At 69.0% G+C, this 14,006-nt stretch carries 1 protein-coding gene; it reads right to left on the reverse strand.

The features are described 5' to 3' along the window. Positions 1 to 369 precede the first annotated feature (369 nt). Positions 370 to 13,998 carry a type I polyketide synthase gene (locus HUW46_RS09780; RefSeq protein ID WP_215546978.1) on the reverse strand — a complete coding sequence of 4,543 codons (13,629 nt, stop codon included), beginning with the start codon at positions 13,996 to 13,998 and terminating at the stop codon, positions 370 to 372. Between the last annotated feature and the right edge of the window lie 8 nt (positions 13,999 to 14,006).

The following is a 14,006-nucleotide window of genomic DNA, read 5'->3' on the forward strand; positions in this document are numbered from 1 at the left end:
AAGCCACCTCTCGACGACCTGCAGCAAACCCAGCATCTGCTGCACAAGTTCTCCGGGCAGGGGCCAGCGGCCTGATGGCCCGCGCCCGGCTCCCGCGTACCGGCTCCACCAGGCCAGTGCCGGTACGTGGCCGGGAGCGGCCGACGCCGGGCACCGGCCGCTCCGTCCTCCTCGCGCGCGAAGCGCCCCCGGGACACCCGGGCGCATCACCCTGACCAGTACCAAGGCCGAATCGCGATGCAATGCCCCAAGGAATCGCCAGCCCGCCCGGTACGCGGTCATGCGTGGTGGATTGAATTAAACTTCACTACGGAACGGTAGTTCCCCTTATCCGATGCCGACAACCCCTATGGGCCCCTACCCAGCGCCCTACGACCTGCCGAGCTGCGTGTTGATGAAATCGAAGATTTCGTCGTCGGAGGCGGACTGCAATTGATCCCGGACCGCGGCTTTTTCCGTTTCACCGGATGTCTCGGTCAGTTTCTGCAGAATTGTTTGCAGCCGCTCGACCATTGTCGCGCGCATTTCCTCGTCCTGGGTACCGGCCGCGACCACGGCATCGAGGCGATCCAGCTCGGCGAGCCCCGGCGCACCGGGGTCGTCGCCGAACAGTTCCGCGCGGAGGTGCTCGGCCAGCGCGACCGGCGTCGGGTAGTCGAACACCAGCGTCGCGGGCAGTGCCACGTCGACCGCCGCCCCGAGCTGGTTGCGGAACTCCAGCGCGGTGAGCGAGTCGAAGCCCAGATCGCGGAACGCCTGCTCGGGGTCGATGGACTCGGCGCCCGCGTGCCCGAGCACGACCGCGGCGTAGGACCGGACCAGGTCGAGCACCGCGGCGGCGCGGTCCCCTTCGGGGATTCCGGCGAGCGGGTCGGTGATCGCCGTGGTGGCGGGGGTCGTGGTGGTGCGGGTTTCGGGGAGATCGCTGAGCAGGGGCCCGGGACGGCTGGGGGCGAAGCGGTCCCAGTCGACGTCGAGCACGGTCAGCGTGGTGTCCGTGCCCACGGCGTGCGCGAGCACCGCGATACCGGTGTCGGGGTCGATCAGGCCCAGACCACCTCGGCGGGCGCGGCTGCCCGCTTCGTCCGCGGCGGCCATGCCGCCCCCGGCCCAGGGACCCCAGGCGATCGACGTCGCGGGCAACCCGTCGGCACGCCGCTGCTCGGCAAGTGCGTCCAGGAAGGCGTTCGCTGCGGCGTAACTGGCCTGCCCGGCACCGCCCAGCACCCCGGCCACCGAGGAGAACAAGACGAACGCGTCCAGCTCGCCAGCCAGCTCGTGCAGGTTGCGGGCCGCGTCGACCTTCGGGGCCAGCACACCGGCCACCCGGTCCGGGGTCAGCGAATCCACCACGCCGTCATCGACGATCCCCGCGGTGTGCACCACCGCGTTCACCGGAACCTGCTCCAGCAACGCCACCACCGCGTCCCGATCCGCCACATCGCACGCCGCGATCGTCACCCGCGCACCCGCCGCCACCAGCTCGGCCTCCAACGCCTCGGCGCCTTCGGCTTCCCGGCCCCGACGCGAGGTCAGCACCACGTGCTCAGCACCGTTGGCCACCAGCCACCGGGCCACTCGCGCACCCAACGCACCCGTGCCACCGGTGACCAGGACCGTGCCCCGCGGCGTCCACGTCGCCTCGCTCGCGGCGGGGGCGTGGATCAGGCGACGGGCGAGCACGCCCGCGCCCCGGACCGCGACCTCGACCTCGGTGCCGGCCAGGGCCCCGGTCAGCTGGCCGATGGCGCGGTCGTCGAGGGTCTCGGGCAGGTCGATCAGGCCGCCCCACCGTTGCGGGTACTCCAGCGCGATCGAACGTCCGGCGCCCCACACCATCGCGGCCCCGGGATCGGTCACGCGATCACCCGCATCCACCGCACCCCGGGTAACAGCCCACACCCGGCCCGCGACACCGGTGTCCTCCAGCGCGGGCACCAAGGCCAGGACACCGAAGAGACCCAAGCCCGAGACCACGCCCGCGAACCCGTCGTCACCGGCGGATTCCCGGATCCGCTCGGCGAGCGTCGTCCGCTCGATGTCCTCCGGCACCCGCAGCACGACCAGCTCGCCGGCCCGCTCCAGGGCCTCGGGCAGAGCTGTCTCGTCCTCGGGCACGACCAGCAGCCACCGGCCATCCAGAGCCTTGGACTCCACCGTCACCGGCGTCCACGACACCTGATACCGCACACCGTCCACAACAGACCGCTCACGACGCACCCGCCGCCACGACGACAACGCAGGCACCACCACCGCCAACGACCCATCATCGACCTTGAGCACCTCAGCCAACCCGGCCAGGTCTTCGCGCTCGACCGCATCCCAGAACTGCGCGTCGACCACGTCGTGGCCCATCGACGCCAAGTCCACCGGCGCGGCCTGCGGCCAGTACCGCTGCCGCTGGAACGGGTAAGTGGGGAGGTCCACGGTTCGGGCGCCGGTACCGGCGAAGAACGCTTGCCAGTCAACGGAAACACCTGCGGTGTGGAGTTTCGCGATGGCGGTGGTGAGCGTGTGTGCTTCGTCGCGGTCGCGGCGGAGCGCGGGGATGTGGGTGGCCTCGGGCGCGGTGTCCTGAGTCATCCCCGTCAGTACACCGTCCGGGCCCAGCTCCAAGAACGTGGTCACGCCCTGGCCTGCCAGGTACTGGACTCCATCGGCGAAGCGGACCGCATGGCGCACGTGGCGGACCCAGTAGTCCGGATCGGTCACATCCGCCATCGCACCGGTCACATTGGACACCACCGGCACCTTCGGCGCTTCAAAGGTCAGGCTTTCCGCGACCTTGCGGAAGTCGGCCAGCATCGGCTCCATCCGCGGCGAATGAAACGCGTGACTGACCTTGAGCCGCTTCGTCTTCCACTCCCAAGACGCCTCGAACCCAGCGATGACCTCTTCATCACCCGCGACCACGACCGAGGCCGGACCATTGATCGCCGCGATCGACACCTGCTCCTCGAGCCCCTCCAGCAGCGGAGCGATGTCAGCTTCGGTTGCCTGCACCGACAGCATCGCCCCACCGGTGGGGAGAGCCTGCATCAACCGGCCTCGTGCGACCACCAGCGCGGCCGCGTCCTCTATGGACAGCACGCCTGCGACGTGGGCTGCGGTGAGTTCGCCGATGGAATGCCCGGTGACGAAGTCGGGGCGGATTCCCCAGGACTCGACCAGCCGGTAGAGCGCCACCTCCAGCGCGAACAGGGAAGCTTGCGTGTACTGGGTCTGGTTGAGCAGCTCACCATCCTCGGCGAACATCAACTCCTTCACCGGACGATCCAGGGACTTATCCAGATACGCACACACCTCATCCAGCGCATCCGCGAAAACGGGGAACTCCCCATATAGCTGCTTACCCATCCCCGCACGCTGCGAAGCCTGACCCGAGAACAGAACCGCGGACAGCGCGGTGCCGCGAGCGAGACCTGTGACGACCGCACCCGACGGCATGCCTTCGCCAACGGCCTTCAACCCGGCCACGAACTCGTCGTGATCGGCGCCGACCACGACGGCGCGGTGTTCGAGTGGTGTCCGGGTGGTGGCCAGGGAGTAGGCGACATCGGCTTCGTTCAGTCCGTCCACATGGGACAGGAGGCGGGTGGCCTGTGCGCGTACCGCGTCCTGAGTCTTGCCCGAGAGCACCCACGGCAACGGGCGGTCGACCTGGACCCGTTCTTCGGTGGGGGTGGTGCTAGCGGTGGGGGCTTGTTCGAGGATGGTGTGCACGTTGGTGCCGCTGACCCCGAAGCTGGACACACCCGCACGCCGGGGTGCGCCGGTCTCCGGCCACGGTGTGTTCTCGGTGAGTAGTCCGACCGCGCCGGTCGACCAGTCCACATGCGACGACGGCTTATCGGTGTGCAGTGTTTTGGGCAGCACCCCGTGCCGCATCGCCTGCACCATCTTGATCACCCCAGCCACACCCGACGCCGCCTGCGTGTGCCCGATATTCGACTTCACCGCACCCAGCAGAAGTGGCCGCTCCCGATCCTGCCCGTAGGTCGCCAGCACAGCCTGAGCCTCGATCGGGTCACCGAGTGTGGTCCCGGTGCCGTGTGCTTCCACCGCATCCACCTCGGTGGCCGTGAGACCGGCGTTGGCCAGGGCTTGGCGGATCACCCGCTGCTGCGACGGACCATTCGGCGCGGTCAGGCCGTTGGACGCGCCATCCTGATTCACCGCACTACCCCGAATCACCGCCAGCACCTCATGCCCATTGCGCTCGGCATCGGAAAGGCGCTCCAGCAGCACCATGCCGACACCCTCACCCCACCCGGTGCCATCAGCGGCTTCGGCGAAGGGTTTGCAGCGGCCATCACCCGCCAGACCACCCTGCTTACCGAACTCCGCGAACGCACCCGCCGACGCCATCACCGCGACACCACCGGCCAACGCGAGGCTGCTCTCCCCCGACCGCACCGACTGCGCCGCCCAATGCAGAGCCACCAGAGAGGACGAGCACGCCGTGTCCACCGTCACCGCCGGACCTTCGAGACCGAGGGCGTAGGAGACGCGGCCGGAGACCACGCTGCCCGCGTCACCGGTGGTGAGGTAGCCCTCGACGGCGTCGCTGGCGGCCTGCATCAACCCCGCCCCATACCCCTGACCCGAGGCACCCACGAACACCCCGGTCTGACTCCCCCGCAACGACAGAGGTGCGATCCCGGCCCGTTCCAGGGTCTCCCAGGCCGCCTCCAGCACCAGCCGCTGCTGCGGATCCATGGCCAGGGCCTCCCGCGGCGAAATCCCGAACAACCCCGCGTCGAACTCCGCCACGTCATACAAGAACCCACCCGCACGCGCCTGATCCGACACCGCGGACTCACCATAAAACCCGTCCAGGTCCCAACCCCGATCGGTCGGGAACACCGAAATCCCATCACTCCCGGACTCCACCAGGTCCCAGAACTGCTCCGGAGAATTCACCCCACCCGGATACCGGCACGCCATCCCCACAATCACCACCGGATCATCACCAGCAGCATCGACCACCACCGTCGGCGCGGCCACCTCCGCCACCGCACCCGTCACCTCACCGACCAGGAACCCGGCCAGCACCGTCGCGTTCGGATAGTCGAACACCAACGACGACGGCAACCTCAACCCCGTCACCGAAGACAACCGATTCCGCAAATCCACCGCCGTCAACGAATCAAAACCCAACTCGCGGAACGCCTGCGTGGGAGCGATCTCGGCCGCACCGGCGAATCCCAGCACCGCCGCGGCTTCCGCGCGCACCGTGTCGAGCACGACGCGCTGACGTTCCACTTCGGACAGTCTGCTCAACTTCTCTGCCAGCGCCGAACCCGCCGTGACGTCCTCGCTCGCATCGGCGCTGTCGAGGACTTGGCGCGCTTCGGGGATGTCGGAGATCAGCGGACGCGGGCGGGCCGCGGTGAACCCGGGCACGAACCTCGCCCAGTCCACATCAGCCACAGCCACGAACGTCTCATCATGCTCGACCGACTGCACCAAAGCAGCCACCGCCGACTCGGGCGCCATCGGCAGCACACCGCGACGGCGCAAGTGCTCCTCGGCGCCGTCGCCAGCAGCAAGACCGCCGCCTCCCCAAGCACCCCAAGCGATCGAAGTCGCGGTCATCCCGCGAGCGCGACGCTGCTCGGCCAACGCGTCCAAGAACGCATTGGCCGCCGCGTAAGCGCCTTGGCCACCACTACCCCAGACTCCGGCGTTGGACGAGAAGAGCACAAACGCGTCCAGTTCGGTGTCGCCGAGTAGCTCGTCCAGGTTGCGCGCACCATCCACCTTCGCGCCGACAACCCGGTCGACGTCCTCGACAGTGGTCTCCGCCAACATCGACGTCTGGCCGACCCCGGCAGCATGGACCACGGCACTGAAAGGACCGTGCTCGGCGAGCAGTTCGGCCAGTGCGTCGCGGTCGGCGGCGTCGCAGGCCGCGATCGTGACCCGCGCACCGAGCCCGGTCAACTCCGCTTCCAACTCGACCGCACCGTCGGCGTCCCGGCCACGGCGCGAGGTCAACACCAAGTGCTCGGCACCGTTCGCGGCCAACCAGCGGGCCACATGCCCACCCAGCGCACCGGTGCCGCCGGTAACCAGCACCGTGCCGCGCGGCGACCACTCCCGCACCGCATCCCGGTCCGCCAGTGGCGACCGCACGAGACGCCGCGCGAACACCCCGGAATCGCGCACCGCGACCTGATCCTCGTCCTCGATCCCGGCCAGCACCGCGACAACCCGGGCGGCCGCACGATCGTCAGCGGTGGCGGGAAGGTCCAGCAGACCGCCCCAGCGGTCGGGGTGCTCCAGACCCAGAATCCGGCCCAGACCCCAAATCTGCGCCTGCCCGGGATCAGCCGCCCGGTCCGAACGGCCGACCGACACCGCACCCCGGGTGGCGATCCACACCGGCGCAGAGACCGCGCTCTCCAGCAGCGCCTGCACCACCATCAGCGTCTCCGCCACACCGGCAGCCAGGGACACCACCCCGGCGATCTCACCGAGTTCGTTGATCCGCGCGGACAGTTCGCCCGCCTCAACGGTCACAACATCCGCGCCATGCGTACGCAGGGTATCGGCGAACCACGCGGCATGATCGGTTTCGCCCTCGGTGATCAGCAGCCACCTACCGGACAACCGCACAGCCGCGGTAGTCAGCGGCTTCCACGTGATCACGTATCGCCACTGGTCCACTGTGGACTGCTGACGACGCTGCCGCCGCCACGACGAGAGGACCGGCAGGACCTCGCTGAAGGGGCGATCCCCGTCGATCTCCCACGTGCCGGATAGAGCTTCCAGGTCCTCGTTCTCCACCGCGTCCCAGAACCGGGCTTCCACCACATCCGTGGATATCGCGAGCGCACCGTCCGAAGCGGACGGAAGGTCGATCCAGTACCGCTGGCGCTGGAAGGCGTACGTCGGCAGCTCCACGCGGCGCGCGGTCCGGGGGAACACCGGCGCCCAGTCCACCGCGAGCCCGCGGACGTATCCCTCCGCGAGCGAGGTCAGTACCCGGTCGAGGTCGCCTTCGTTGCGGCGCAGGGTGCCGATCGCGACACCCTCGGTGTCGAGCATGTCGAGGGTTTCTTGCACGCTCATGGTCAGCACGGGGTGCGCGCTGGATTCGACGAAGAACCGGTAACCCTGCTCAGCCAGTGCGGTTGTGGCTTGGTCAAACTTGACCGTGTGGCGCAGGTTCTCCACCCAGTAACGGGCATCCAGGCCGGTGGTGTCCTGCCAGTCGGCGGTCAGAGTCGAGAAGAACGCGACCTCGCTCGTGCGCGGCTGGATCGGGGCCAGCACCTCCAAGAGACGGTCCCGGATGGACTCGACCTGCGGGGTGTGCGAGGCGTAGTCCACCGCGATCTTCCGCGCCCGCACTTCTTCGGCTTCGCACTCGGCCAGGATCTCGGCGAGCGCCTCGGGCTCACCCGCGATGACCGTGGTGCCGGGGCCGTTGACCGCGGCCACCGCGACCCGATCACCGAACCGAGCAATCCGCTCAACCACAGCACTCTCGGGCTGAGCGATCGAGACCATGCCGCCCTTACCCGCCAGCTCGTCCCGAATCGCCTGGCTCCGCAACGCGACTACCCGTGCACCGTCCTCAAGGGACAGTGAACCCGCGACCACGGCGGCCGCGATCTCACCCTGCGAGTGACCAACCACCGCAGCAGGCTCCACACCGTAGGAACGCCACACCGCGGCCAGTGACACCATGACCGCCCACAACGCGGGCTGCACGACATCTACCCGTTCCAACGCGGCCTCGTCACCGGCCACCTCGACCAGTGACCAGTCCACAAAGGACGACAACGCCCGCTCACACTCGGCGAACCGCTCCGCGAACACCGGCGAGGACTCCAGCAGGTCCACGGCCATGCCGACCCACTGCGAACCCTGACCGGGGAACACGAACACAACCTTGCCCCGCACATCCGCGGTCCCGGTGACGACCTGAGTGGCCGAACCACCACCCGCCACAGCATCCAGACCCGACAGCAAGGCGTCACGATCACCGATCACCACCGCACGCTGCTCCAACACCGCCCGCGACGACACCAGCGAATAGCCCACGTCCGCGATCGACAGGTCCGGGTTGTCCGCCAGGTGCCGACGGAGGTTGGCGGCCTGGGCGGTCAGCGCGCCTTCGGTCTTGGCGGACAGGATCCAGGGTGCCGGGCCGCCGGTTTCCTCGACCGGGACCGGTTCGGTTGGTGGGGCTTGTTCGAGGATGGTGTGCGCGTTCGTCCCGCTCATCCCGAAGGAGGAGACGCCTGCGCGGCGGGGAGCGCCGGTCTCCGGCCACGGAGTGACGTCGGTCAGCAACGCGACCGAGCCCGCGGACCAGTCCACATGCGACGAAGGCTCATCCACGTGCAACGTTGGCGGCAACACACCCCGCTGCAACGCCAACACCATCTTCATCACACCCGCCACACCCGCGGCAGCCTGCGTATGCCCAATATTCGACTTCACCGACCCCAACCACAACGGCACGTCCCGATCCTGCCCATACGTCGCCAGCAACGCCTGTGCCTCGATCGGATCACCAAGCGTGGTACCCGTGCCATGTGCTTCCACCGCGTCCACGTCGGACGGTTCCAGACGCGCATTGGCAAGGGCCTGGCGAATCACCCGCTGCTGCGACGGACCATTCGGCGCCGTCAACCCATTCGACGCACCATCCTGATTCACCGCCGAACCCCGCACCACCGCCAACACCGGATGCCCATTCCGCTCAGCATCCGACAACCGCTCCACCAGCAACAACCCCACACCCTCACCCCACCCCGTACCATCCGCCGACTCCGCGAACGCCTTACACCGACCATCCACCGACAACCCACGCTGCCGCGAAAACTCCGTAAACGTCCCCGGCGTCGCCATCACCGTCGCCCCACCAGCCAACGCCAACCCACACTCACCCGACCGCAACGCCTGCATCGCCCAATGCAACGCCACCAACGACGACGAACACGCCGTATCCACCGTCACCGCCGGACCCTCAAGCCCCAACACATACGACACCCGACCCGACACCACACTCGCCGCATTACCCGTACTCGCATGGCCTTCCACGCCTTCGGGGTTCAACGCGACGTTCGTGGCGTAGTCCTGGCCGTTGGTTCCGGCGAACACACCGGTCTGCGACCCGCGCAGCGAGGTCGGGTCGATTCCCGCACGCTCAAAGGCTTCCCACGCGGTCTCCAACAACAACCGCTGCTGCGGATCCATCGCCAGCGCCTCACGCGGCGAAATCCCGAAGAACACCGGGTCGAAACCCGAAGCCTCGTGCAGGAAACCGCCCTCGCGCACGTACGAAGTGCCCGTGCCGTCCGGGTCCGGGTTGTACAGGGTTTCCAGGTCCCACCCGCGGTCGAGCGGGAAGTCGGACAGGGCGTCGGTGCCGGAGACGATCAGGTCCCAGAACTGCTCCGGAGTGGACACCCCGCCAGGGAACCGGCAACTCATCCCGATGATCGCGATCGGCTCATCGGCCGCAGCCACCCCACCGACCGGGGCCGCCACCGCGGCCCCCGCGCCGGAGATCTCCCCCATCAGGAAGCGCGCGAGCGCGACCGGCGTCGGGTAGTCGAACACCAGCGTCGCGGGCAACGGCACCTCGACCGCCGCACCGAGCTGATTGCGGAACTCCAACGCCGTCAACGAATCGAACCCCAGGTCGCGGAACGCCCGATCCGGGTCGACCGCCTCCGCACCGGCATATCCCAGCACCGCCGCCGCGTACGACCGGACCACGTCCAGCACCGCTTCGAGACGCTCGCTCTCGGGCAGCCCGGCGAGCTGGTTCGCGATGGCGGTGGTGGTTTCGGTGGCAGGCATGCGGACTTCGACCAGGTCGCTGAGCAGGAGGCCGGGTCGGCCGGGCGCGAAGCGGTCCCAGTCGACGTCGAGCACGGTCAGCGTGGTGTCGATGCCGACGGCGTGCGCGAGCACCGCCATCCCGGTTTCCGGTTCGATCAGGCCCAGACCACCTCGGCGGGCGCGGCTGCCCGCTTCGTCCGCGGCGGCCATGCCGCCCCCGGCCCAGGGACCCCAGGCGATCGACGTCGCGGGCAACCCGTCGGCACGCCGCTGCTCGGCAAGTGCGTCCAGGAAGGCGTTCGCTGCGGCGTAACTGGCCTGCCCGGCACCGCCCAGCACCCCGGCCACCGAGGAGAACAAGACGAACGCGTCCAGCTCGCCAGCCAGCTCGTGCAGGTTGCGGGCCGCGTCGACCTTCGGGGCCAGCACACCGGCCACCCGGTCCGGGGTCAGCGAATCCACCACGCCGTCATCGACGATCCCCGCGGTGTGCACCACCGCGTTCACCGGAACCTGCTCCAGCAACGCCACCACCGCGTCCCGATCCGCCACATCGCACGCCGCGATCGTCACCCGCGCACCCGCCGCCACCAGCTCGGCCTCCAACGCCTCGGCGCCTTCGGCTTCCCGGCCCCGACGCGAGGTCAGCACCACGTGCTCAGCACCATTCGCCACCACCCACCGGGCCACCCGAGCACCCAGCGCGCCGGTACCCCCGGTGATCAGGACCGTGCCCTGCGGCGTCCAGGTCGCCTCGGTCGTAGCGGGGGCGTGGATCAGGCGGCGGGCGAGCACGCCCGCGTTCCGAATCGCGACCTCGACCTCGGTGCCGGTCAGTGCCCCGGTCAACTGGCCGACAACACGATCGTCGAGGATTTCGGGCAGGTCGATCAGGCCAGCCCACCGCTGCGGGTACTCCAGCGCGATCGAACGCCCGGCGCCCCACACCATCGCGGCCTCGGAATCGGTCACGCGATCACCCGCATCCACCGCACCCCGGGTAACAGCCCACACCCGGCCCGCCACACCGGCGTCCTCCAGCGCCTGCACCAGCGCGAGAACTCCGAACAGGCCCACCCCGGACACGACACCGGCGAATCCGCCCTCCGGCGCGGATTCGCGGATCCGCTCGGCGAGCAGCGCGCGGTCGATGTCCTCCGGCACCCGCAGCACGACCAGCTCGCCGGTCCGCGACTCCAGGGCCTCGGGCAGAGCAGTCTCGTCCTCGGGCACGACCAACAGCCACCGGCCATCCAGAGCCTTGGACTCCACCGTCACCGGCGTCCACGACACCTGATACCGCACACCGTCCACAACAGACCGCTCACGACGCACCCGCCGCCACGACGACAACGCGGGCACCACCACCGCCAACGACCCATCATCGACCTTGAGCACCTCAGCCAGCTCATCGACGGCCCCGCGCTCCACCGCGTCCCAGAACCGCGCGTCCGCGACATCACGTTCCAGCGCGGCCAAGTCCACCGCGGCCGATTCCAGCCAGTACCGCTCCCGCTGGAAGGCGTAAGTGGGGAGCTCCACGGTTCGGGCACCGGTACCCGCGAAGAACGACTCCCAATCAAGAGAAACACCGGCGACGTGCAAACGACCCACGGCCGTAGTGAGCGAGGTGACCTCGTCCCGATCACGACGCAGGACAGGCACCACGACAGCGTCCGAAACGGACTCGGCGGCCATCCCGGACAAGACACCATCCGGACCCAGCTCCAGGAACGTGGTCACACCCTGCTCGGCCAGGAACCGCACACCATCGGCGAACCGCACCGCCTCACGAACATGCCGCACCCAGTACTCCGGATCCGTCACCTCCGCCAGCGCACCGGTCACATTGGACACCACCGGGATTCGCGGCGCCTCGAACGACAAACCCTCCGCAACAGCACGGAACTCCGCCAGCATCGGCTCCATCCGCGGCGAATGAAACGCATGCGACACGGTGAGCCGCTTCGTCTTCCACTCCCACGAAGACTCGAACCCGGCAATCACATCCTCATCGCCCGCAACCACCACCGACCGCGGGCCATTGACCGCCGCGATCGAAACCTTGTCCTCAAGCCCCTCCAGCAGAGGCTTGACCTCATCCTCGGTCGCCTGCACCGAAAGCATCGCCCCACCCGTCGGCAGAGCCTGCATCAACCTGCCCCGCGCCGCCACCAACGCGGAAGCGTCCTCAAGCGACAGAACCCCAGCCACATGCGCCGCAGTCAGCTCACCAATCGAATGCCCCGTCACGAAATCCGGACGCACACCCCACGACTCCACCAGCCGGTACAACGCCACTTCCAGCGCGAACAGAGAAGCCTGCGTGTACTGCGTCTGGTTCAACTGCTCGCCATCCTCGGCGAACATCAACTCCTTCACCGGACGATCCAGGGACCTGTCCAGTTCCGCACACACCGCGTCCAACGCGGAAGCGAAAACGGGGAACTCCCCATATAGCTCCCGGCCCATCCCCGCACGCTGCGAACCCTGACCAGAGAACAACACCGCGGACTTCACGCGGTCGGCGAGCGCGACCCCGTCGAGCACCGCGGCGGAGGGGCGGCCCTCGGCGAGCGCGGTCAGCCCGTCGCGCAGGTCGGCGGCCGTCTCCCCCACCACCACCGCGCGGTGGTCGAGCTTCGCGCGCGAGGTCAGCAGCGAGTACGCGACGTCGAGCAGCGTCTCGTCGTCCACAACGGACTTGATGCGGGCGGCCTGCGCGCGCAGGGCCTCCTTGCCCCGTGCCGAGATCGCCAGCGGCAGCACCGGCGGCGCCGACCGGCTGACCTCGACCGGTTCCGCCTCGTCGACGGGGGCCTGTTCGAGGATCACGTGCGCGTTGGTCCCGCTGATCCCGAACGAGGAAACGCCGGCGCGCAGCGGCGCGTCCGCCTTCTCCCACGGGAGGTTCTCGGTGAGCAGCGACACCGCGCCCGCAGACCAGTCCACATGGGACGTGGGCTCGTCCACGTGCAACGTGCGAGGCAGCACGCCGTGCCGCATCGCCATGACCATCTTGATCACGCCCGCGACACCCGCCGCGGCTTGGGTGTGTCCGATGTTCGACTTGATCGAGCCGAGCAGCAGCGGGTGGTCGCGGTCCTGGCCGTAGGTTTCCAGGAGCGCCTGCGCCTCGATCGGATCGCCGAGGGTGGTGCCGGTGCCGTGCGCTTCGATCGCGTCGATGTCGTCGGGTGACAGCCGCGCGTCGGCGAGTGCCTGGCCGATGACCCGCCGCTGCGACGGCCCGTTCGGTGCGGTCAGCCCGTTCGACGCGCCGTCCTGGTTCACCGCGGAACCGCGCAGGACGGCGAGCACCGGGTGGCCGTTCTTCCGCGCGTCGGAAAGCTTTTCGACCAGCAGCAGGCCGACGCCCTCCGACCAGCTGGTGCCGTCGGCGGCCTCGGCGAACGCCTTGCAGCGCCCGTCCGGCGCGAGCCCGCGCTGACGGCTGAAGTCGACGAACGTACCGGGGGTGCCCATCACGGTCACCCCGCCGGCGAGCGCCATGGTGCATTCGCCGGAGCGCAGCGCCTTGGCCGCGAGGTGCAGCGCCACGAGCGAGGACGAGCAGGCGGTGTCGACCGTGACCGCGGGCCCTTCGAGACCGAACACATAGGACACCCGGCCGGAGGCGACGCTGCCGGAGGTGCCGGTGCCGAGGTAGCCCTCGACGCCCTCGGGCAAGGAGAACAGACCGGTGGCGTAATCGTGGTAAATGACCCCGGCGAACACGCCGGTCCTGCTGCCGCGCACCGATTCCGGCGCGATCCCCGCGCGCTCGAACGCCTCCCACGACGCCTCCAGCAGCAACCGCTGCTGCGGGTCCATCGCGAGAGCCTCACGCGGCGAAATCCCGAACAGCCCGGCGTCGAACTCGCCTGCCTCGTGCAGGAAACCGCCCTCGCTGGCGTAGGTGGTGCCCTGCTCGCCGGGGTCCTCGCTCACCAGGCCGTCGACGTCCCAGCCCCGGTTCGTCGGGAACCCGGAGATCCCCTCTCCACCGGAGGAAACCAGCTCCCAGAGGTCCTCCGGCGAGGCGACACCGCCGGGGAGGCGGCAGCTCATCCCGACGATCGCGATCGGCTCCTGCTCCTGTTCCTCCAGTTCGCGGAGGCGGCGACGGGTCGCGTGCAGGTCGGTCGTCACCTGCTTGAGGAAGTGACGGAGCTTGTCCTCGTTGGCCATCTAATCCC

Origin of the sequence: Amycolatopsis sp. CA-230715 (assembly GCF_018736145.1) — a bacterium.
In the GTDB taxonomy this organism is placed as follows: Bacteria; Actinomycetota; Actinomycetes; order Mycobacteriales; family Pseudonocardiaceae; genus Amycolatopsis.